This window comes from Duganella sp. sic0402 (assembly GCF_019219065.1).
GTDB lineage: Bacteria > Pseudomonadota > Gammaproteobacteria > Burkholderiales > Burkholderiaceae_D > Rugamonas.
Map to the genome: position 1 here is coordinate 232,118 of NZ_JAHUWK010000003.1, position 22,738 is coordinate 254,855.

General features: G+C 63.3%; 18 protein-coding genes. 10 read left to right on the plus strand and 8 right to left on the minus strand.

Annotated features, from left to right (window positions below; genetic code table 11):
- Positions 1-144 precede the first annotated feature (144 nt).
- The 6 genes from KW842_RS10125 (at position 145) to KW842_RS10150 (ending at position 7,315) form a co-directional block, all read left to right on the plus strand.
- The gene (locus KW842_RS10125; RefSeq protein WP_218303965.1) at positions 145-1,005 is read left to right on the plus strand and encodes a BadF/BadG/BcrA/BcrD ATPase family protein; all 861 of its coding nucleotides are present in this window, start codon (positions 145-147) and stop codon (positions 1,003-1,005) included.
- A gap of 27 nt (positions 1,006-1,032) precedes the next feature.
- Positions 1,033-2,130, plus strand: coding sequence for an N-acetylglucosamine-6-phosphate deacetylase (gene nagA / locus KW842_RS10130; RefSeq protein WP_218303966.1), 1,098 nt, complete (start codon positions 1,033-1,035; stop codon positions 2,128-2,130).
- 5 nt (positions 2,131-2,135) lie between these two features.
- The gene (locus tag KW842_RS10135) at positions 2,136-3,149 is read left to right on the plus strand and encodes an SIS domain-containing protein (RefSeq protein ID WP_218304276.1); all 1,014 of its coding nucleotides are present in this window, start codon (positions 2,136-2,138) and stop codon (positions 3,147-3,149) included.
- Position 3,150: 1 nt separating this feature from the next.
- Positions 3,151-4,650, plus strand: a complete 1,500-nt coding sequence (gene nagZ / locus KW842_RS10140) for a beta-N-acetylhexosaminidase (protein WP_255583866.1) — start codon at positions 3,151-3,153, stop codon at positions 4,648-4,650.
- A 13-nt stretch (positions 4,651-4,663) separates the two neighbouring features.
- Positions 4,664-5,932: an MFS transporter gene (locus KW842_RS10145; protein ID WP_218303967.1), complete on the plus strand. Its 1,269-nt coding sequence runs from the start codon at positions 4,664-4,666 to the stop codon at positions 5,930-5,932.
- A 72-nt stretch (positions 5,933-6,004) separates the two neighbouring features.
- Positions 6,005-7,315 (plus strand): hypothetical protein, encoded by a 1,311-nt coding sequence (locus KW842_RS10150; RefSeq protein ID WP_218303968.1) that lies wholly within the window; start codon positions 6,005-6,007, stop codon positions 7,313-7,315.
- Between the two features lie 51 nt (positions 7,316-7,366).
- Here the strand turns inward: KW842_RS10150 and KW842_RS10155 are convergent, their stop codons facing one another.
- Together KW842_RS10155 and KW842_RS10160 are read right to left on the minus strand one after the other, a co-directional pair.
- Positions 7,367-8,578, minus strand: a complete 1,212-nt coding sequence (locus KW842_RS10155) for a glycoside hydrolase family 18 protein (RefSeq protein WP_218303969.1) — start codon at positions 8,576-8,578, stop codon at positions 7,367-7,369.
- Positions 8,568-9,308 carry a GntR family transcriptional regulator gene (locus KW842_RS10160; RefSeq protein ID WP_218303970.1) on the minus strand — a complete coding sequence of 247 codons (741 nt, stop codon included), beginning with the start codon at positions 9,306-9,308 and terminating at the stop codon, positions 8,568-8,570. Before KW842_RS10160 ends, KW842_RS10155 begins: the two co-directional genes overlap by 11 nt.
- A gap of 389 nt (positions 9,309-9,697) precedes the next feature.
- Between KW842_RS10160 and KW842_RS10165 the strand changes: the two genes are divergently transcribed.
- The 3 genes from KW842_RS10165 (at position 9,698) to KW842_RS10175 (ending at position 14,612) form a co-directional block, all read left to right on the plus strand.
- The gene (locus KW842_RS10165; protein ID WP_229223608.1) at positions 9,698-12,460 is read left to right on the plus strand and encodes a TonB-dependent receptor; all 2,763 of its coding nucleotides are present in this window, start codon (positions 9,698-9,700) and stop codon (positions 12,458-12,460) included.
- Between the two features lie 76 nt (positions 12,461-12,536).
- Positions 12,537-13,376: a cupin-like domain-containing protein gene (locus KW842_RS10170; RefSeq protein ID WP_218303971.1), complete on the plus strand. Its 840-nt coding sequence runs from the start codon at positions 12,537-12,539 to the stop codon at positions 13,374-13,376.
- 45 nt (positions 13,377-13,421) lie between these two features.
- The gene (locus tag KW842_RS10175) at positions 13,422-14,612 is read left to right on the plus strand and encodes an MFS transporter (RefSeq protein WP_229223609.1); all 1,191 of its coding nucleotides are present in this window, start codon (positions 13,422-13,424) and stop codon (positions 14,610-14,612) included.
- Here KW842_RS10175 and KW842_RS10180 read toward each other — a convergent pair.
- From KW842_RS10180 to KW842_RS10190, 3 genes are read right to left on the minus strand one after another with little or no spacing between them, the layout of a single operon-like run.
- The gene (locus tag KW842_RS10180) at positions 14,583-16,922 is read right to left on the minus strand and encodes a winged helix-turn-helix domain-containing protein (protein ID WP_218303972.1); all 2,340 of its coding nucleotides are present in this window, start codon (positions 16,920-16,922) and stop codon (positions 14,583-14,585) included. The genes KW842_RS10175 and KW842_RS10180 overlap by 30 nt on opposite strands.
- Positions 16,919-17,821: an NAD(P)/FAD-dependent oxidoreductase gene (locus tag KW842_RS10185; protein WP_218303973.1), complete on the minus strand. Its 903-nt coding sequence runs from the start codon at positions 17,819-17,821 to the stop codon at positions 16,919-16,921. Before KW842_RS10185 ends, KW842_RS10180 begins: the two co-directional genes overlap by 4 nt.
- Entirely contained in the window at positions 17,808-18,251 is a 444-nt protein-coding gene (locus KW842_RS10190; RefSeq protein WP_218303974.1) for an Rrf2 family transcriptional regulator, read from the minus strand. The genes KW842_RS10185 and KW842_RS10190 overlap by 14 nt, the downstream gene beginning before the upstream one ends.
- 98 nt (positions 18,252-18,349) lie before the next feature.
- Here KW842_RS10190 and KW842_RS10195 point away from each other — a divergent pair, with 98 nt between their 5' ends.
- The gene (locus KW842_RS10195) at positions 18,350-19,282 is read left to right on the plus strand and encodes a glycosyl hydrolase (RefSeq protein WP_218303975.1); all 933 of its coding nucleotides are present in this window, start codon (positions 18,350-18,352) and stop codon (positions 19,280-19,282) included.
- Here KW842_RS10195 and KW842_RS10200 read toward each other — a convergent pair.
- The 3 genes from KW842_RS10200 to KW842_RS10210 are packed head-to-tail and all read right to left on the minus strand — an operon-like array spanning position 19,254 to position 22,470.
- On the minus strand, positions 19,254-21,113 hold the full coding sequence (locus tag KW842_RS10200; RefSeq protein ID WP_218303976.1) for a hypothetical protein: 1,860 nt from the start codon (positions 21,111-21,113) through the stop codon (positions 19,254-19,256). The two genes, KW842_RS10195 and KW842_RS10200, sit on opposite strands and share 29 nt — an antisense overlap.
- Before the next feature lie 8 nt (positions 21,114-21,121).
- Positions 21,122-22,063, minus strand: a complete 942-nt coding sequence (locus KW842_RS10205) for an ABC transporter ATP-binding protein (protein WP_218303977.1) — start codon at positions 22,061-22,063, stop codon at positions 21,122-21,124.
- Positions 22,060-22,470 (minus strand): GntR family transcriptional regulator, encoded by a 411-nt coding sequence (locus tag KW842_RS10210; RefSeq protein ID WP_218303978.1) that lies wholly within the window; start codon positions 22,468-22,470, stop codon positions 22,060-22,062. Before KW842_RS10210 ends, KW842_RS10205 begins: the two co-directional genes overlap by 4 nt.
- Positions 22,471-22,738: the final 268 nt, after the last annotated feature.

Here is a 22,738-nt window from a genome sequence, read left to right on the forward strand (position 1 = left end):
GACTTAACAAAGGATTCAAAGAAGACAATAGCAGTCCACTTCAATATTTTTTAATACCAGTTAAATACCTGTTGACAAGCTGGTTTGCCAACCCTATAGTGCCCTTCATCGCGGGCATCCCGGCTATGGCTTTCTCAGGTAAACATGATCGAATTTTTTATCGGCGTTGACGGCGGCGGCAGTGGCACCAGGGTACGCCTGGCGCGCGCCGATGGCGTTGAAATCGCCGAAGGCGCCAGCGGTCCATCAGGCTTGATGCACGGCATCGACAACGCCTGGGCCGCAGTTCATCAAGCCGCCGAGGCCGCCTTCCGCGCCGCCGGGCGGGACTTCCCTCCACTATCTTCCATCGCCATCGGCCTCGGCCTGGCCGGCGTGCACAACCGGCAATGGGCGGCGGAATTTGTCGCCGCCAATCCCGGCTACGCGCGCGTCGCGCTGCAAAGCGATGGCCACACCACCGTGCTCGGCGCACATCAGGGCAAGCCCGGCGCCATCATCGCGCTTGGCACCGGCAGCGTCGGCGAAATCAAGCTGGCCGATGGCCGCCATGTTGAAGTCGGCGGCTGGGGCTTCCCGGCCGGCGATGAAGCCAGCGGCGCGTGGATGGGCCTGCGCGCCATCAACCATGTACAGCAAGTATTGGACGGCCGCCTGCCCGGCGATGCTTTCGCCAGCGATGTCGCCCAGGCCTGCGGCGGCGAGCGCAACGCGATCCAGTCCTGGCTGGCGCAGGCCACGCAGACCAGTTATGCGCAGCTGGCGCGCATCGTGCTCCAGCACGGCGACAGCAACGACAGCGCGCGCGCCATCCTGCGTGAAGCCGGCCGCCAGGTGCAGCTGATGGCCGACGCGCTGGACGCCAGCGGCACGCTGCCGATCGCCCTGTGCGGCGGCTTGGCCGCACCGCTGCGCGCCTACCTGCCGGAAGCGGTGCTGAAGCGCCTGGTAGCGCCGCACGGCGACTCCGCAGCGGGCGCGCTGCGCCTGATCCAACAACCATGATGATGAATTCGTAGCGGAGTCGCGCAGATGAGCGATGCAATTAAAGGCAATATCCTGACACCGTCCGGCTGGGTCCACGGTGAAATCACGTTCAGCGACCGCATCGCCGCCATCAGCGGCAGCAGCGCCGATCCCGCGCTCAACGAAGCAGTCTATATCCTGCCTGGCTTTATCGATTTGCACGTGCACGGCGGCGGCGGCAAGGATGTGATGGAAGGCGGCGACGCCGTGCGCACCATCGCCGCGATCCACGCCAGGCACGGCACCACCAGCATACTGGCCACCACCATGACCGCGCCGCCGGAAGACATCGACCTGGCGCTGAAAGGCATCGGCCAGGCGGCAGCGCAGCGCGGCAAAGGCGAGGCGCGGGTGCTGGGCGCTCACCTGGAAGGCCCTTTCATCAATTCCGGCAAGCTGGGCGCGCAGCCTCCCTACGCGCGCGCCGCGCAGCTGGCTGATGTCGAGAAACTGGAAGCGCTGGCGCCGCTGCGCGTGATCACCGTGGCGCCGGAAATCGCCGGCCATCAGGAACTGGTCAAGGAACTCTCCGACGCCGGCATGCGGGTGCAGATCGGCCATACGCTCGGCACTTACGAAGACGGCGTGGCCGCGCTGAAGCAAGGCGCACGCAGCTTCACCCACCTGTTCAACGCCATGCCAGGCCTGCATCACCGCGAACCCGGCATGGTCGGCGCGGCGCTGGCGCACGCCACCTACGCGGAACTGATACCCGACCTGCTGCATGTGCATCCGGGCGCGATCCGCACCGCGCTGCGCTGCATTCCGAACCTGTACTGCGTCACCGATTCCACTTCCGCCACCGGCATGCCGGACGGCGAGTACATGCTGGGACGGCACAAGGTCATGAAATGCATGGGCGGCGTGCGCCTGCCCGACGGCACGCTGGCCGGCAGCACCCTCACCATGGACCAGGCGCTGCGCAATCTGGTCGGACTCGGCCTCGATCTGGCGGATGCCTCGGCGCGGGTGTCAACCTATGCGGCCGATTACCTCGGCCTCTCCGAGCGCGGCCGCCTGGCCGCCGGCGCCTTTGCCGACATGGTGGTGCTCGACCGTGACCTGAACCTCAAAGCCGTCTATATCGAAGGAGAACTGTTGTGACCTCAATGATGTTGAAAGAAGCCCTGTCCGCCGCTGACTGCGTCGCCCTGCAACTGGCCAACGACGGCGAGCAGTACGCGGAACTGGGCCGCAAATTGAGGAGCACCTCGTTCTCGACCGCGCTGACCATCGCGCGCGGCAGCTCCGACCATGCCTGCGCCTACGCCGCCTACCTGATCATGGCGCGCCTGGGCCGCGTGGTCGCCTCGCTGCCGATGTCGCTGGTGACGCTGAACAAATCGCCGCTGATCACGCGCGACACGCTGGCGATCTCGATCTCGCAGTCTGGCCAGAGCCCGGACGTGGTCGAGCCGATCAAATACTTCCGCGACGGCGGCGCCACCACCATCGCACTGGTCAACGATATCGACTCGCCGCTGGCCAAGGCAGCGGAATTCGCCATGCCGCTGCGCGCCGGCAAAGAGCAGAGCGTGGCCGCGACCAAGAGCTTCATCACCAGCCTGGTGGCCAGCGCGCGCCTGGTGGCCGCATGGCAGAACGATCCGGAACTGCTGGCCGGCCTGGAGGCGCTGCCGGAATCGCTGCGCGCCGCCACCACCGAAGACTGGTCGAAAGCGGTTGAAGTGCTGACGCCTGCGCGTAACATCATGGTGGTCGGCCGTGGCATCAGCTTCCCTATTGCTTTAGAGGCCTCCCTGAAATTCAAGGAAACCTCGGCGCTGCAAGCGGAAGCCTTCAGCGGTGCGGAAATCAAGCACGGCCCGATGGCGCTGATCGAAGAAGGCTACCCGCTGGTGATCTTCGCCACGCGCGGCGCAACGCAAGCCAGCCTGCTGGCACTGGCCAGCGAAATGCGCGGCCGTGGCGCGCGCGTGCTGCTGGCGGCGCCCGCCGATGTGGCCGAGCGCGATCTGACCTTGCCGATCGCCGCCACACCGGACCTCGATCCTATCGTCGCCATCCAGGCCTTCTACAAAATGGCCGCCGAACTGTCGGCCGCTCGCGGCATGGACCCGGACCAGCCACGCCACCTGAGCAAAGTCACCAAGACCAACTGATATGCAGAACGACGTGAGAAAAATCGCCGGCCAGCTGATCATGATCCGCTTCCCCGGCACCGTGCTGGATGAAGCCACCGCCGCACACCTGAAGGCGAACAGCATCCGCGCTGTCTGCCTGTTCCGCGGGAATATGACCGACTCGGAGCAACTCGCCAAACTGACCGCCGACCTGCGCGCGGTGATGGGGCCGGAAGCGCTGATCGCCATCGACCAGGAAGGCGGCGCCGTGGTGCGCTCCACCTGGGTGCCGGCGCCGCCAGCGGCAATGGGACTCGGTGCAGCCAACGACACCGACCTGGCCTGGCGCACCGGCGCCGCCGTGGCGCGCGCGGTCAAGTCGCTGGGCTTCAACTGGAACTTCGCACCGGTGCTGGACCTGAACAATAATCCACACAATCCGGTGATCGCCGAGCGCTCCTTCGGCGCCGAGCCGCAACGCGCCGCCGAACTGGCGATGGCGTGGATGGCCGGCAGCCATGCGGAAGGCGTGGCCTGCTGCGTCAAGCACTTCCCCGGCCATGGCGACACCAACGTCGATTCGCACCGCGACCTACCAACCGTGAACAAGCCGGTCGAGGAACTGAACCGGCTGGAGCTGGCGCCGTTCCGCATCGCTTCCGCAGCCGCGCCGGCGATGATGACCGCGCACATCGTCTACCCGACGCTGGACGCCGAGAATCCGGCCACCATGTCGCGCCGCATCCTCAACGATCTGCTGCGCGACGAGTGGCAGTACCAGGGCATCATCATCACCGACGGCATGGACATGCACGCCATCGCCGGCCGCTATGGCGTCGGCAACGCCGCCGTGCGCGCGCTGACCGCCGGTGCCGACATGGTGATGGCGCTGGGCACCACCGAAACGCAGAACGAAACGCTGGACGCCATCGCCGCCGCCATCGCCTCGGGCGAATTGTCGCAGGCTGACATCGATACGCGCCTGGCGCGCCTGGCCGCGCTGGCCCAGGCCTACCCATGCAAACCGCGCTCCTACAAGGAAGACGCGGCCGACCGCGAAATCATGGCCGAAGGCTGGCGCCGTAGTCTGACCGCCTATAACGCCGACGGCAAGGCGCCGCAGCGCCCTGCAGCCGGCGCCAAGCTGCGCCTGGTCGCGCGCCAGGATGTGGTCAGCGATGGCGTGTCGGAAGCCGGCGTACCGGCTGGCGTGGTGGCTGATTCGCTGCGCAAGCTGTACGACGTGGAACTGGTCACCTTCGCCGACGCCAACAGCTTCGACTGGAGCGCGCTGCCGCAGGATGGCCGCTACACCGTGCTGGCCTCCACCTCGCGCCTGCGCTACGGCGAGCATGCGCGCAGCACCTGGCGTCCGGACCTGCACCTGGCGCTGTGGAATCCCTATCAGGCGCTGGACATCCAGGCGCCAGCCTTGCTGACCTATGGCTTCGCGCGGCCGGCGCTGGACGCCGTCAACGCGTGGCTGTCAGGCGAGCTACAAGCCACCGGCAACGCACCGGTGCCAGGCTTTACCCAATAAAAGAGACAACACAATGAAAGAGCAAGCGGTACGCAATCCGAAGTTCTGGGTGCCCAGCCTGTATCTGGCGCAAGGCCTGCCCTTCTTCGCTGTCGCCATCGTCGCCAACCAGATGTTGAAGAGCATGGGCGTACCCAACGACGAGCTGAATCACTGGACTGGCCTGATCGGTTTTGCGTGGGTGTTCAAACCATTGTGGAGTCCCTTCCTGGAACTGGCCAGCAGCAAGAAGCTGGTGGTCACCGTATTCCAGATCTTCGGCGGCTTGTGCCTGGGCGGCGTGGCGCTGGCTTTGCAGGCGCCGTTCTGGTTTGCCGCCTGCATGGCGATGCTGGCCCTGGTCGGCATCGCCGCCGCCACCCACGACATCGCCTGCGACGGCCTGTACATCACCAGCCTCGATGAAAAGGATCAGGCCAAATACGCCGGCTGGACCGGCACCTTCTTCAACGCTGCCAAGTTCTTCACCACCGGCGCGCTACTGCTGCTGGCCGGCCATTTCGAAAAGACGCTGGGCGTGGTGCCGGCATGGACCATCTGCTTCTGCATTCTTGGCGCGATGATGATCGCACTGGGACTGTACAACAGCTGGGCGCTGCCGCTGGCGAAGAACGCCACCAGCGCCGACAACAACGCCGCCGCCATTGCCCGCACGCTGAAAGAAGTGATCGTCGAATTCTTTCGCAAGCCAGGCATCTGGGTGTCGATCATCTTCATCATCCTGTTCCGCGCCGGCGAGGCGCAGGTGCAGTCGATAGGTCCATTGTTCCTGCGCGAAGCGCGCCACCTCGGCGGCCTTGGCCTGAGCACCGCCGAAGTGGGGGCCGTATATGGCACGGTCGGCACGGTGGCCTTCCTGGTCGGCTCCATCGCCGGCGGCTACTTCACCTCGTGGCTCAGCCTCAAGCGCGCCATCCTGTGGCTGATCCTGGCGGTCAACTTGCCCAACCTGGCCTTCTATCTGCTGTCCTTGTTCCAGCCGACCAGCCTGACCATCATCGGCGCGGCGCTCAGCGTGGAGATGTTCGGCTACGGCTTCGGCTTCGTCGGCCTGATCCTGTACATGATGCAGGTGGTCGCGCCGGGCAAATACCAGACCGCCCACTACGCCTTCGCCACCGGCATCATGCAGCTGGGTTTTGTGCTGTTCAAGCTATTCAGCGGCGACATCCAGATCGCGCTGGGCTACCAGCACTTCTTCATCTGGGTGATGGTGTGCGCAATCCCGGTCGCCGTGCTGTCCCAGCTGATCCCGATGACGGCGCGCTCACAGCACGGTTGAATTCGGAGTTCCCCCGATTTTGTGTAACAATACGCGGGTTAACATCCCTATTTGTTTGACTGAAGGATAACCATGTCGCATAAACGTCTTGCTCGTATTAGCCTGCTCCTGGCCGCCGTTGGCCTGAACGCCGCTCCGGCCATCATGGGCCTGGCCCCAGTGCACGCCGCAGAAGAAAAAAAGGCGCCAGAAGCGCCGAAAGACACCGTTCGCCCTGAGATGTACAAGCTGATCGACCCGGCGCAAGTCAAGCCGCTGCTCGACGCCAAGAACTACACCGAATTCCAGAACCGCATCGACCAGGCAGCAGCCCTGCCGAACGTCACGCCTTACGAACAGTTCATCCTGAACCGCATGCGCCTGCAAGTGGCACAGGCCAAGGATGACAGCGAAGGCAGCGTCAAGGCACTGCAAGCGATCATCGACTCCGGCCAGCTGAAGCCTGAAGAAAAAGCCCGCTTCATCGAAGCTACCGCGAACATCTACTACAGCGGCCTGAAAAACTTCGACAAAGCCATCGAATGGTTCGACCGCTACGCCACCGAAACCGGCGACAAAGCCAAGTTCCGTCCATTCGTGCTGCGCGCCTACTTCCTGAAAAACGACTTCGCCAACGCCAAGGCCGAAGCGCTGAAGGACATCCAGGCCGCCAAAGCCGCCAACACCGCGCCACCTAAGGACACCGTGCTGGTGCTGGCCAACGTGGGCGCCAAGAACAAGGAAGCGGACACCTATCTGCAAGCCGTGGAAGAGCTGACCCGCTACTACCCGACCGAAGATTACTGGAACGATCTGCTGAGCCGCACCCGTGGCAAGAAGACCTACAACAACCGTCTGGATCTGGACCTGGTGCGTCTGAAAGCCGTGACCGTGCCAGGCCGCATGGAAACTGACGACTACGTCGAACAGGCCGAACTGGCAACGCTGGGCGGCTTCTTCACCGAAGCCAAGATCGCACTGGAAAAAGCCTATCCAAATGGCGTTGTGCCAGCCGGCCAATACAAGGCGCAGATCGAAAAAATGCGCACCAGCGCCAACAAGGGCGCGGCCGACGATGCGAAAAACATCGACGCCGGCATTCCAGCTGCGCAGAAGTCGAAAGACGGCGTCGGCCTGGTCAACCTGGGCTACAACTACGTGACCCTGGGCCAGAACGACAAGGGTATCGACCTGATGAAGCAAGGTATCGCCAAAGGCGTATCGAAGAATCCTGACGACGCCAAGCTGCGCCTGGGCTACGCCCTGGCCATCTCGGGCAAGAAAGATGAATCGCTCGAAGTGCTGAAGCCACTGGCTGCTGGCACCGACCCACGTGCGGACCTGGCCCGCTACTGGATCAACTACCAGAGCGCGCCGAAAATCGCTCCGGCCGAAAAGCAGTAAGCATCCCCCATGCGCTTGCGGCAGCCTGGTCCGCCGCAAGCGCAGTCAGTATCACTTCATCGCCTTGGACAGTGTGTCCAGCAGCTGCCCCTCAGCATCGGCGCTCAACTCCCAGAACATCGCTCCGCGCAAGCCTTGATGCTTGATGTAGCCAGCCTTCTCGCGCAGCGAGGCCGGGTCTTCATAAGTAATCCACACCTGCTCCGCCGCGTTATACATGTACGGTGCGCGCGACGCCGCATTGCGATAGCGCCGGTAGCCTTCGCCGCGTTGCAGCAGCATGCCGTAGCCATATGAATTGCCGCCGTTGACGCCATCGCTGACCGGTCCCTGGCACAGCTGATACTGGCCATCGCCGTCAGCGCCCGGCGCGCAGCCCTTCCAGCCGTAACCGTAGAACGGCACGCCGAGTACCAGCTTATCCTTCGCCACACCAGCCGCCAGGTAGCGCTGCACCGAGCGTGCCACGTACAAGCCGCTGGCGTTCACCGGATCCTTCGGATCAGCAAACAGCGCCGCGTGATGGCCTGTGCTTTTTTCCCATGGCGCGTGGTAGTCGTACGCCATGATGTTGATCCAGTCCAGATGCTGCGCCAGCTGCTTCAGCCAGACGCCGTCGCCGACGTAGTTGCCGTTGGCGCCAGCGGCGATGGTGATGCTGTAATGCTTGCCATCCTGCTTGCCCGCCGCGTCATAGGCTGCGCGCAGCTCGCGCGTCCAGGTGATGAAGTTCTGCCGGTCTTCCACTCGCGCGCACACCTCGCCCTTCACGCAAGGCACGCCGGCTTCACCCGGATATTCCCAATCCAGATCAACGCCATCGAGCCCGTAGCGGCGCATGGTCTTCAACGACGACGCGATGAAATTGGCGCGCGCCTGCGGCGACGCCGCCACGTCGGAGAATCGGTTGGACCAATCCCAGCCGCCAACCGACAGCACCACCTTGAAGTGCGGATTATGCTGCTTCAGCGCCGCCAGCGCGTGCAGGTTGGCGCCATCCTCGGCTTCGTTACGCCAGGCCAGCGCGCCGTTCAGCGGCTCCTGGCATGGCGCCACATCGTTGACCGAAGCATCGGCATTGCCATGCTTACCATCCCAGCACAAGTCGGCAAACGCGTACAGCGCCATGGTCAGCTTGCTGGCGTCCACCTTGGACACCGGGAAGCTCTGATGCTTCCAGCCAGCGTAGTAGCCGATCACTTCGCCGGCCATCGCCGGGGAGATCGCCAGCGCGGCGATCAGGGGAATAAATTTAATTTGCATTGAGCTCCGCCACAAAGTCATACATATCGCCACGGAAGTACGAGCGGCAGAACTCCACCGCGCGCCCGTCGCGCAAAAAACCCAGGCGCTCCACCGCCAGGCCGGCATCGCCTTCCCTGGCCTGCAGCAGCGTCGCCTGTTCCGCGTTCAGCAACAGCGCCGACAGGCGCTGCAAGGCGCGCACCGGCCGGTTGCCAGACTTTTCCAGCGCGTCATACATCGACACGTCCACCGCCTCCAGCGACGGCAGGCAGGACGCCACGATGGTCGCGTATTCAAGGCACATCGGCACATCGTCCGCATAGCGCATGCGGTTGAAGCGGTAGACCTTGGAGCCGGGACTGAGCCGAAGCCGCATCGCCTCGTCCGGCGTCACCGTCCCTTCCGAGCGCTTCAGCCAGACGCTGCGCGGCGTGCGTCCACGCGCCCGCATATCTTCCGAAAAGGAGGTCAGCTTGGCGAAGTTCTTCTCGATGCGGGTGTTGATGAAATTGCCGGAGCCGGCACGGCGCACCAGCACACCCTCGCTCACCAAACCGTCGATGGCCTTGCGCACCGTAATGCGCGAGATCTCCAGGTCTGCCGCCATCTGGCGTTCAGCCGGCAAGGCGTCTTCCGGCTGCAGCAAATGCAGTTCGATCGCCGAGCGCAGCGCACGCTGCAGACGCTGGTACAGCGGCAGGTTACTGGTCTCATTGAGGTGCTGCCGGATGTGTACCAGTGGGGTCATTGAATCGCTTTCCATAACGATGAAGACATCCTCTCTGACATTGTTCGACGATAATACCAACAAAATACCAAACTACTACACCCATCCTCTCCGGCAATCCAAATAAATTCCTTACGTAGAAAGAAACCCTTATAGACAAAGGCTTTCTTCATGTTGCAAACACACACAACGGTTTTCCATACCACCATCAATCCGGTATTACGCTGTTGCCGAAATCCCACTTTGTATGCTGCATACAACATAACAAAAAAGAATTTTAAAGTGGTAGTGATCTGGTATTAAAACGCGAGTATATTGGCGTTGGATTGGTTTTGAACGTGATTTAAAAAAGAAAGACGACACATCAACAATCGGTGGGCTCGGCGGAGCCTTCAACAACGGGAGGGAATATGCAGTACAACTCGAATAACAGCACCATGTCCAAACTAACGCCGATCGCCACTGCGGCGGCCATCCTGACGCTGAGCGTCGCGATGAACGCCCAGGCGCAGCAGACGCCGGCCGAACCGGACACCGTGATCGTCAGCGGCATTCGCGGCTCGCTGCAGCAATCGCTGTCGGTAAAGCGCAATGCGTCGAGCAACGTCGACGTGATCACCGCAGAAGACGTCGGCAAAATGCCTGACAAGAACGTGGCCGACTCGCTGCAACGCGTGCCAGGCGTGAACATCTCCACCTCGGGCGCAGGCTCGGGCGGCTTCGATGAGAACGACCGCGTGTCGATGCGCGGTACCGCGCCATCGCTGACCCAGACCCTGATCAACGGCCACGCGGTATCGACCGGCGACTGGTTCGTGCTGGATCAGGTGGGCGGTGCTGTTGGCCGCTCCGCCTCCTACTCGCTGCTGCCGTCGGAAATCGTCGGCCAGGTAGTGGTCTACAAAGCCCCGACCGCCGACCAGGTGGAAGGCGGTTCGAGCGGCTCGATCGACATCCGCACCCGTCACCCGCTGGACTTCAAGAACGCGGTATCGATGGAAGCCACCGTGCAAGGCGTGTACTCCACGCTGGCGGAAAAAACCGATCCGCAATTCAGTGGCCTGTTCAACTGGAAGAATGAAGCCGGCACGCTGGGCCTGATGGTGCAAGGCTTCTCGGAAAAACGCTCGCTGCGCCGCGACGGCCAGGAGCTGCTGCAATGGACGCAAGTGGCGCCGACCAATGCCGCCGTCAAGACCAATCCTGACCTGGCCAATGTCTGGTTCCCGCGCCTGATCGGCTCTTCGCTGTTCCAGCAAGAGCGCAAGCGCAAGGGCGGCCTGATCGACCTGCAATTCAAGCCTAGCCGCGACTTCTCGCTGGAAGCCACCTACTTCCGCTCGAAGATGGATGCATCGAACTACAACACCAACTACATGACCGACATGAATGGTTCGGGCATGCTGGGTGCTGGCGTCGCACCTGATCCTGGCTATGTGATCCGCAACGGCACGCTGGTGTCGGCTTCGTTTACCAACAAGGGCACCGCTGCCGCGCCGCTGCGCTACGGCATCGTCGACAACATCGTGCGCGAAGGCGCTTACGCGCAGACCGAGTTCTTCGACGTGGACGGCAAATGGCGCGCCACCGACCGTCTGGTATTCACCGCCAAGGCCGGCTCCACCAAGGGCAAGGGCGTGACCCCGAGCCAGGGCGTGTTTGAAGGTGACGTCAACAACTCCGGCGCCAGCTACCAGCTGAACGGCCTGGGTTCGCCAGCCACCGTCAAATTCCCGAACATTAATACCGCCGTCTTCACCGGCACGCCGCTGGACTGGATCTTCGGCGTATCGCCAGCCAGCACCGACGACAAAGAAACCTACGGCCAGATCGACGCCGCTTTCCAGCTGGATGCAGGCCCGCTGCGCGAGATCAAGTTCGGCGCGCGTGGCACCCACCACACCCGTTCGAACTTCGAAGTGGCGCAAGGTCCTAACTGGTCCAACACCGATGTGGGGGGCACCAGCACCAACCCGGCATGGAACGGCACCACCTACCCTGGCAACTTCGGCAGCGACCTGGGTGGCGACTTCCCTAAAAATGTCTGGATGCTGGATCCGTCCATCTTGCAGGCATGGGGCAATCTGCACTCCAACCGCGACGTCAGCCGCACCTACTACCAGGACATGTTCAACCTGAAGGAAAACACCAAGGCGATCTACGTCCAGGGTGAACTGGAAGGCGAAGGCTGGAGCGGTAACGTCGGCGTGCGCCTGGTGCGCACCGAAGGCACCTCGAACGGCTACCAGATCCTGCCCAACCAGCCAGCGGGCCAGAATCTGCCAGCCTATCCATGGGGCGGTTTCGTCAAGCAGACGGCGATCGACAACAACACCACCATCCCGTTGCCTAGCCTGAACCTGAAGTTCGACCTGCGCTCCGACCTGGTCGGCCGCCTGGGCATCTCGCGCACCATGACCCGTCCTGACTACGGCGCACTGGGCGGCGCGGTGCTGCTGACCGACGAAACCCATACCGGCAACGGCGGCAACGCGCAGCTGAAGCCAGTCAAGTCGACCAACCTGGACGCATCGCTGCAATGGTACTTCGCACCACGCGCGCTGCTGTCGGCCGGCGTGTTCTACATGGACCTGAAAGACTATGTGGGCTACGGTACCAGCACCGGTTCCTTCCTCGACACCCGCGCTTCGCAAGAGCAGAACAAGGCGGTGTTCGCAACCTACACCATCACCTCGCCGATCAACGTCGGCGCCAAGGTGAAGGGGCTGGAACTGGCCGCGCAAGTACCGGTGGGCATGGGCTTCGGCATTGACGGCAACGTTACGCTGACCGATTCGCACCTGGACTTCGGCGCCTGCCCTGCCATGCAGACCGCCACCGCAGGCGATCCTTGCGACATGCTGGGCGCTTCGAAGACCACTGCCAACGGCGGCATCTACTTCGAGAACGACAAGTTCAATGCGCGTCTGAGCTACGCATGGCGCTCGTCCTTCCTGGCTGCGCAGGATCGCGGCACGCCGCTGTACCAGGACTCGACCGGCACGCTGTCGGCCTCGTTCAACTACAACATCAGCAAGAACATCACGCTGACTGTCAGTGGCCAGAACCTGAACAACCCGATCCTGAAGAACTACATCTACAACAAGGATCAACCGGCACGCTTCTACGCCAACGGCGCGCAGTACTACGCTGGCGTACACGTGAAATACTAATCGGCTTCATTGTGTAGTCTGTGCCCGCCTCGGCTCTCCCGGCCCTGGCGGGCTTTTTTATGCCATCATACGCCGCATGAACACGCCCATCGAATATCGGGACCTGAACCCGCAACGCTTCTTCAGCGAAGTCGCGGGCAGCTACCGCCCTGCCATCCTGCGCGGCTTCGTGCGCCATTGGCCGGCAGTGCAGGCGGCGCTGCACTCGCCGGAAGCGCTGTGCCAGTACGTGCTTGGCCTCGCCAGCAATGCTGAAGTGGACGCGGTGATGACCCCGCCCGCCGAGCGTGGACGGCTGTTCTACTCAGCGGATATGAAAGGCTTCAACTTTGTCCGCAACAAGGTGACGCTGGCGCGCGTGATCGAACAACTGGCGCGCTACTCGCAGTTTGACGCGCCGCCCTCGGTGGCGATACAAAGCGCCTTGATCGACGAATGCATGCCGCGTTTCAGCGATGCCAATGCGGCGCCAGCGCTGCCTTCGTCTGTGCGACCGCGCCTGTGGCTCGGCAACACCATCACCACCCCGGCGCATTTCGATCAATCGTACAACCTGGCCTGCGTGGTCGGCGGCCAGCGGCGCTTCACGCTGTTCCCGCCCGAGCAGGTGGACCAGCTTTATATCGGCCCGGTCGATTTTGCGCCCACGCCAACGCCGATCAGCATGGTCAATTTCCGCGCGCCGGACCACGCCCTGCATCCACTGTTCCGCGAGGCGCTGGCGCATGCGCAAGTCGCCGACCTGCTGCCAGGCGACGCGCTCTACCTGCCCACCTTGTGGTGGCACCATGTGCAATCCACCGGACCGTTGAACATGATGGTCAACTACTGGTGGAAAGGCGAGCAGACATCCGAGGTGGAAGCCGCCCGCGAGGCCATTTTCAGATGTCTGAAAATCCTGCCCAAAGACTTTTAAGCTCCCTTGCCCCACACTCCCGCTTTGTTCAAGCTGGAGAAGTTGTTGAATCATTCACAATCCATGGCCGGCGTAGCACCTGCGCAGGCGGCCTCCATCAGTTTCGGCATGACGCTGATGATGGCCATGGCCTGCGGCGTCGCCGTCGCCAACATTTATTACAATCAGCCCTTGCTGGTGATGATGCAAGCGGCCTTCCCCGGCCAGGAATCCATCATCGGCTTCGTGCCGACCGTGACCCAGCTCGGCTACGCGCTAGGCCTGCTGTTTCTTGTGCCGCTCGGCGATCGCATTGAGCGCCGGCGTCTCATTCTTACCCAGTACGCGGCGCTGGCGCTGACGCTGGCCGGCGTCGCGCTGGCGCCCAACGCATGGTCGGTAGTTGCCGCCTCCATCGCCCTGGGCGTGGCCACCAGCGTGACCCAGCAAATCCTGCCATTCGCCGCCGAACTGTCGGCGCCGGAGCGTCGCGGCGCCACCATCGGCACTGTGATGAGCGGCCTGCTGTGCGGCATTCTGCTGGGCCGCGTGCTGGCCGGCGCTGTCGGCGAGCGCTATGGCTGGCGAGCCATGTTCTGGATCGGCATCGGCATGGCGGTGATGATGACTGCGGTGCTGTCGCAGATCCTGCCGCGCAATCAGCCGAAGACGCGCGACAGCTATGGCTCGCTGATCAAATCGCTGTTCCGCATCTGGCGCGAAGAACCTGCGCTGCGACGTTCGACGATGGTGCAAGCCTGCGTGTTCGGTTCCTTCAGCGCGCTGTGGACCACGCTGACGCTGCACCTCGACGCCGGCTACCATCTGAGCGCGCAAGTGGCCGGGCTGTTTGGCCTGGTCGGCGCAGCCGGCGTGCTGTTTGCGCCGATCGCCGGCAAGGTGTCGGACCGCCGCGGGCCGCATGTGGTGATCGGCTTCGCCTGCTCAGTGATGGTGGTGTCGTGGCTGCTGCTGGGCATGTGGGGCATGCTGGCGGGACTGGTGGTCGGCATCCTGGTGCTGGACTTCGGCGCACAAAGCGCGCAGGTATCGAACCAGCACATCATCCAGGCGCTGCGTCCTGAAATGCGCAGCCGCCTGAATGCGATCCTGATGGGCGGCATGTTCATCGGCGGCGCGGCCGGTTCCGCTTGCGCCATGCTGGCGTGGAAATCTTTCGGCTGGACCGGCGTGTCCACGCTGGGCGTCACGCTGGCGGTATGTGCGCTAGCCGTTCAGTCCTGGCGGCGCCCCTGAGTGGATCAGGCGTTCCAGCATGGCGGCAGCGTCCTGCGCGCCGCTGCGCTTTGCTGCAACCCAGCGTTCAAACGTGTCGCCGTAGTTTTCCCATACGCCTAAGCCGTGCTTGGCTGCTGTACGTATCAGCGTAGCAGCGGCTTGCTCGACCGCTTCGTCATCATTGTTCAGCGCATGCACCAGGCACCAGCCTTCCGCCAGCGCACAGCACAGCGAGCATGCGTGATCGATGTCGCGCGCCCTTTCCACTGCGGCCTCTGCCGCCTCCAGCGCGTCGCTGGTATGCCCCTGGAACCACAGCACCCGCGCGAAGTACGCCAGCGCCGCCGCATGCTGGTCCATGCCGAAACGCGATAGCTGCGTCGGCCGTCCTTGCTCATACCAGCGCAGCGATGCCTCAATCTGCCGCCGCGCCTCATCATGCTGTCCCAAGAATAGCTGCGATACGCCAGCCAGCCGCTGGCCGACGACAAACGCTTCCTGGTCACCCGCGCCAGCTGCCAGATCAGCCAGCTGGTTGGCGTGCGCCAGTGATTCCACATAACGCTCGCAGCGCAGCTTGTATAGCCACAGGCCGTAGTAGGCCTGTAGCTGCGTCTCCAGATCCGACAGTTGATGCGCCAGATCAAGCGCGCGCGTCCACGCTTTCAGCGTCTCGTCCACCGGGCCGCGCGCCCACGCCAGCGAGGTGCCATAGGATGCCTGCAAGGCCATTTCCTGGCGAGGCGCAATCGCGGGTCCTTCGCCATTCAAGACCAGCGTCAGCCAGCGCTGGCACTCACCGTGCAGCGACAGCTGATTCCAGAACGGCGCCGAATGCGTAAGGATGTCGATGCCGGTCTGTTCATCCCCGTCCGATGAAAACGCCCAGTCCAGCGCGGCGCGGATATCGTCTATGTCCGCCTGATAGCTCAGGCGCCAGTCGTCCGACGCCTGGCGCGCCAGCTGGGTGAAGAATGCCGCATGGCGCTGCGCCGTCGCGGCCACCTCGCCGCTGTCAGCCAGCTTCTCCATTGCGTAGACGCGGATGGTTTCCAGAAAGCGGTAGCGCGGCAGCGGGCCATTCAGCTCCGGCTGTAGCAAGGACTTGGCGGCCAGGCTGCTCAGCACATCGATGGTGTCCCAGGTTTCGCCATGCTCCGGCGCGCCCACGTGCCGTGCCGCGTCGGCGGTAAATCCTGCTGCGAATACTGACAGGCGGCGGAACAGGCGGCGCTCTTCCTCATCCAGCAGATTGTGGCTCCAGTCCACCGTCGCACGCAGTGTGCGCTGGCGCGGCAAGGCGGTGCGCCGGCCGGCTGTGAGCAGCTTGAAGCGGTCGTTCAATCCGGCCAGCACGCCGCCGATGCCTAGCACCGGCACGCGCGCGGCAGCCAGTTCCAGCGCCAGCGGCATACCATCCAGCTGACGGCAGATGGCGCTGACGTCACCCGCCACCACATCATCCAGGACAAACTGGTGAACGCTGGCCGACACGCGTTCGACAAACAGCCGCACCGCCGCATGCGCCAGCGCCTGCTCCGCCGTGTGCGTGTCGGCCGGCGGCACCGCCAGCGGCGCCAGACGGTAAACGTGCTCGCCCGCCGCATCCAAGGGCTCCTGCGCAGTCACCAGGATATGCATGCTGGGCGCGGTGTTCAGCAGCGCTTCCACCTGCCCGGCAATCGGCTCGGCCAGATGTTCGCCGTTATCGATGATGAGCAGCAGCCGCTTGTTACGCAACTGCGCGGGCGACAACTGCAAACAGGCTTCGATGGCAGCCGGGACCAGCTCCGGCTCGGCAATTTTCGCCATCTCCGCCATGTACACGCCGTCTGGAAAAGTGGCCCGCAGCTGGTGGCCCGCTTCGATGGCAAGGCGCGTCTTGCCGATGCCGCCCGGTCCCGTCAGCGTGACGAAACGGCGTTCGGCAATCAGGCGCTGGATATCATTCAGCTCATCGGCGCGGCCGACCAGCGAGGTAACCGGATGCGGGAAATCCAGCGCCGCCGCTCGCTCCTGGCGTGGCGCTGACAAGGCATAGCCCTTGCCGAATTCGGTCGAGATCATATCGCGGTCCGTACCCAGCGCTTTGCGGATGGCGGACATCTGCGCTTGCAGATTGTTTTCTTCGACGATGACGCCGCCCCACACCCTGGCGATCAGTTCATCCTTGCTGACCAAAGCGCCGTTGGCTTCCACCAGCATCCACAGCACATCGAACGCGCGCGGGCCAAGGTCGATCTTGTCTCCGTCGCGCAGCAACACGCGCAGCTCAGGGAAAATCTGATAGCGGCCAAAGGTGGCGCTGTGATCGTCGCGAAGACTCATGCAGGCAATCCAAAAATCAGTGATTGATGTGCGGCCGCACCAGCCATGGCGCCATCCGCTACCGCAAATGCAACACTGCCCGCCATGCGCGCCGCGTCGCCGGCAGCGTACACGCCGGGGATGCTGGTAGCCTTCATCATATCAGTACGCAGGTATTTGCCCATCGGCCCTTCTTCCATCTCGCAGCCCAGCAGCTCGGCCAGCGGGCTGGCGCTGTGCAGGCGGCTCAGTACGAACAGGCCATCCATTTCCAGCGTGCGGCCGTCCCGCAATTCCACGGTGGCTTTGCCGCCGACCGCGCGCACTGATTCGCGCTCAATGGCAACGCCGCGCGCCGCCAGCCTGGCCAGTTGCTCGGCATCGGGTTCAAACGCGCCGTTCAGGAAAAACGTCACCGTTCCCCAATCCGGCAGCATCATCGCGTGATGGAAGGAATGCGGGCTGGTCGCCAGCACACCAATGCGGCCCTGATCCAGTTCATAGCCATGGCAATACGGGCAGTGGAAGACGCTGTCGCCCCAACGTTCGGCCAGGCCTGGAATCGGCGGCAACTCATCGGCCATGCCAGTCGCCAGCACCAGCCGCTGCGCGTGATGCGTACTGCCATCGGCCAGCGTGATGCTGAAACCACCGTCCTGTGCAGCCGCCTGCGTGGCCGCACCTTCCTGCCAGCGCACGGCCGGATACTTCATCAGCTGCGCGCGGCCTTCCGCTGCAATTGCCGCGCCTTCACGGCCATCCTGTCCGAGGAAACCATGAGAATGCCGGGCGTAGCGGTTGCGGCGCTGGCCGGCGTCGATCACCAGCACGCGTCGGCGTGCGCGCGCCAGCTGTGTGGCAGCAGACAAACCAGCGTAACTGCCGCCGACAACGATCACGTCAAATTCAGCGATGCTCATGGTGTGCTCCCTTGTGATGCGTGTTGAAGCTGGCCGACAGATCCGCCAGCGTGACGTGTTTAAAGCGCGAGATCAGCAAGGCCTCAGCCTCATCGAAAGCACTGCCCAGCGCCTCGTTGACGGCGCGCTCCACCAGGCACTGAGGCTGCTCGGCGCGGTTCCCCATCGCGAACACCGTTGGCGACCCGACCGCTTCGTAGATATCGTGCAGCGTCACCTTGCGCAGATCGCAGCTGATGCTCCAGCCGCCGCCATGGCCTTTGTCCGAACCGACGTAGCCACGCTCGCGCAAACCCGCCAGCACGCGCCGCACCAGCACCGGATTGGTGCCGAGGAAGCCCGCCAGCTCGTCGGAGGTAAACGGCCTGTCGCTATGCGCCATGTGCAGCATGACGTGCAGGATGGAGGAAAGTTTGCTGTCTCGTCTCATGTAACTAATGATAGTACATAATCGCAAAATGTGCACGCAACACGCTAAACAGCGCTCCGGCCATTGATGGCGGCGCTGTGCGGCGGTACATTGCGGTTATGAGATACCTCACCCTCCTCCTCGCATTCACCTTCAGTTGCGCCAGCGCCGCGCCACGCAACGCCAGCACGCAGGCAGCCTACGACTACCTGTTGGGCATCTGGGGCAAGAACATCATCGCCGGCCAGGCCGATCTGACCTGGCGCGACAGCACCGACATGGCCGAACGGGTACATGCCGATACCGGAAAATATCCAGCGCTGATGGGCTACGATTTCATGAACTACTACGACGCCACCGAAGCCGATGGCCGTCATCAAACCGAGGAAGCCATCGCATGGTCACGCAAGGGAGGACTGGTGAGTTTTCACTGGCACTGGCGGATGCAGAACGGCGAGTTCTATACGAAGAAGACGCCCTTCAGACTGCCGGTGAACGATTACCGCGACATCGATCCAGCGATCGACCGCATCGCGCAGGAACTCAAGCGCCTGCAGGACGCCAACGTACCAGTGCTGTGGCGCCCGCTGCACGAAGCATCAGGCGGCTGGTTCTGGTGGGGCAGCTCGCGCGAAGGCTATATCGCGCTGTGGCGCCATATGCACCAGCGCCTGACGCAGCAGCACGGCCTGCGCAATCTGATCTGGGTGTGGAATGGCCAGGACCCAAGCTGGTATCCAGGCGATGATGTGGTGGACCTCGCCGGCTACGACGTCTACGAAAACAACTACAGCGAGGCCTATCACAAGACGCGCCAGCACGGCAAACCAGTCGCGCTGACCGAAACCAGCCACATCCCCGACCCCGAACAAAGCGCCGCCAACGGCGAATGGTGGTTATGGTTCCTGGTCTGGAACGACGGCGCCGGCCCCGCCGGTGTCACCAGCCCGGACAACTTCTGGACCGGCGAATACCACAACACCAACGCCCACAAGCGCAAGGTCTACAACGATCCGCGCGTGATCACGCTGGACCGGCTGCCAAAGTTGTGAGGCCCGCAGCCGGTACGCTGGCGACCTCCGGGCGCGACAAACGCGGCTGCAGTACCATCAGCGAGAGCAGCGCCGGGCAGCCCAGCAACACACATGCCGCGCACCAGGCGATACGGACGCGTGGCGTCATCTTCACGCGGCTGGTCCACCAGGCAGCGCCAGCTCCGGACAGTATGGCCAGCGCGATCATCGCCAGCCACGCGGAAGCTGGGCGAGGCAACATCAGCAGCGCGAGGCGGCTGGCGCCATGATCCGGCACAACGCCCGTGTCCAAGAAGAGCTCCGGCAGGCTGACCACTGCTTGCAGCGCCGGTGACAGCCACCAATCCTTGTGCTCAAACAGCGCAGGGAAGTCGTGCGCCAGTTCGCGCCGCCCCAGCTCAGTCACCTTGCCAGCGGCGTCCACTAGATAGGTGACCTGGGGCGCGGCCATCACGCCGTCGTTGCGGCGGTGGCCTGCAACGACGCTGAGCAGCGTACCATCCGACACCTGGGCAGCGTCGACGCGCACGATGTCGCCGAACAGCGCTGGCAGCGGCACTTCGGCGAGTGGCGCGGATTGCCACCCACCGCGATCTTCCAGCAGCACTACCCGATGGTTGGTCAGCAACGCAGTGCGGTTAGCCAACACGGCAACACCACCACCCAGCTGCTCGGCTGCACCGACATGCATCAGCTGCCGCAGATGCAGGCCATCCTTCTGCAATTCATACATGTCATGGGCGTTCACCAGGTAACCCCGTCCATTGGCGCTCATTGGCGCCGGCTGCGAGTCAAACGGCACAGCGTCCCCTCGCCCGCCCGCGCCGAACCAGCCCACGGCGGCGCCAGTAGGCCGATGCTGGCCGCTGTACAGCATGCTGTCGTGGCTGAAGGTCCAGTTGTTCTGGAGGCGATCCTGGAACTGCAACACACCGCGCGTCGACACCAGCTTGTTCACCGCGTATTGGCGCACCGTGGGGCCGACGAAGCTGGTGTTGCGCGCACCAAGATTGCTCCGCCAGCCTGCTGCACGCGGATCGGCAGCACCGCCCAGTCCCGCCAGCAGGATCTCGCGGGAGTCCGAGCGCCGCGCTTCTGCCACGCCACCAGCAACGACCGGCTCAGGCGCCAACGGATGTGCGCCTGCCACCATTTGTCCGGCCTGGAATAATGCAGAACTAGCCCATAGCAGCGCGATGTAAAAGCTCAGTTGCAGCGGAACCGCCAAGGCGCATGTCGCAGGAAGGTCGCCGCCGGTATGGCGGTTCGGCCGGAACACGGTATAGACCAGGAATACCAGCGCTGCGTTGCAGACAAGCGCAAGCCCCAGCATGACCTCAAAGCGCGTCAAGTGCATGGTCAGCAGAACCGGCAGCACCAGGATCACGAAGGCCCAGCGGCTGCGGTGCAGCATGATGTAAGCGCCTGCCATCCAGGCGGATAAGGCAGACAGCGTCAGGTAAGCGATGCCCGCATAGTGGCGGGTATCGACCACACGCTGGGTGAAGTAGTCCTGCGCGCCAAGCACGATAAAGAGTGGCAGCGCCACCGCCAGCACGATCAGCACACAAGATGCCAACGCAATCCCGGCCAGGATGCGCGCCCGGTGCAGCGGACGATGTTGCAGCCAGATCCAGCGGCTCGGCTGGCAGTAGCTGCCAAACTGGTATAGCCCAAAGCCCAGGCCAGACAAGGCGTACAGCAGCAGCATCACCATGTGCGCCGGCAGCTGGGCGGCAGCGATGTCGATCAATTGATTCAGGACAGTGACCGCCACCAGACTGGCGAGGAAGTAAATGATAGCCGCGTTGCGGAAGCGGCGCAGCTCAGAAAAGAAAAGTTCGATCATGGATAACCTTATGCGGCGCGGCGCGCGCCAGCGTGTCCGTGGGAGAGGAAAGCACTGACGGCGCGATCCAGCCCCAGGGGCATGGACTGCACACGGCGCGCACCCAGCAACTTCAGGCGCGCCTCAAAGGCAAGGGAGTCGCTTTGGTTGAAGGTAACAATGTGGGTCAGGCCCTCCAGTTGCTGCACTTCCAGCACGCCCTCCAGCTCGCGCAGCTCGGGCGCCTTGAATGGAAATTCGGCCACCCACAGTCGCACACGTTCGCAGAACTCGTCAGGACCACTCATATTGCGCAGCTGGCCGCGCTCAAGAATCACCAGGTTGTCGGCGACGCGCTCGATCTCGTCCATCTGGTGCGAGCAGTAGATGATGGTCGAGCCGTCGTCCACGCTGGACTGCAACAGCGCTTCGAGGAAGGCGCGCTTGGCCACCACGTCCAGACCTAATGTCGGCTCATCGAGGATCAGCAGTTCCGGACTTTGCGCCAGCGCCAGTGCGAGGTTCAAGCCGGCGCGCTCGCCGCGCGAGAGTTGGCTGACGCGCTGCTCAGGCAGCACATTGAAGTGGCTCAGCACTTCATCGAAGCGGGCACCGTTCCAGCGCTGAGGATGGGCGCTCTCGTAATGGCGCTGCTGCATGCGCATCAGGTCGCGCACCAGCATCCAGCCGGGCAGCGTGTGCTCCTCGTTGACGAAACCAATGCGTCCGCGCAGATCCTGGCTCAAGTTCGCACAGTCATGGCCCAGCACACGGGCCGAGCCAGCGGTGGCAGGCTCAAAGCCGAGCAGCACGCGGAACAGCGAGGATTTGCCCGCTCCGTTGGCGCCCACGAACGCATGGATACCGCCACGCGGCAGCCGCAGTGTGAGGTGATCCAGCGCCAGCTTACCTTTATATCTGAGGCATAGCCCTTCCGTATCGATGACGTAATGGTTGCTGGCGGTGCTCATGCGGTCTTCTTCACGTCGTAATGGGAAAGCTCCTCCGCCACGCGGCCGAGGATGGTGTCGGATGGGTAGTCGAGGCCGATAACGTCGCCAACGAAGCGGTCTACGGCCTCGTCCAGGCGTCGCGCCCGCTCGCCATCCGACAGGCGCTGACGCTGCTCGGCAACGAACAGGCCCAGTCCTGCGCGCGACAGCAGCCAGCCTTCCGTCGTCAGCTCGGCGTAGGCTTTGGCGACGGTGTTGGGGTTGACCGATAGCTGCTGCGCCAGGCCGCGTACGCTGGGCAAGCCGTCGCCAGCCTGCAATTCGCCGCCGGCAATCAGGCGTTTGACGCTGTCCGTGATCTGGCGGGCGATGGGCCGCGGATCGCCGGTGACGATCTGCAGCATTAAGGGAGCGCGTCGGCTCATGATTTCACCTCACTGTATTATTACAGATAGTACAGTAACATCGGTGTGCGGCCAGGTCAACAGGCAGATATGTTAATGGCAGCCCTTATTGTGCTGGGCGTTGCGCTATTGTCGGTGTGGCCCTCGATGGCAAGCTTGAGATCTGGCTGGGCCCGCAGCAGCTTGTCGATTTCCGCCACCACCGGCACGCCATCGTCGCGCAGCGTGGCCTTGTCGACATTGAAGTTGAGGTACCGCGTCGCTGGAGGGATCGGCGGCCGACAGCTTG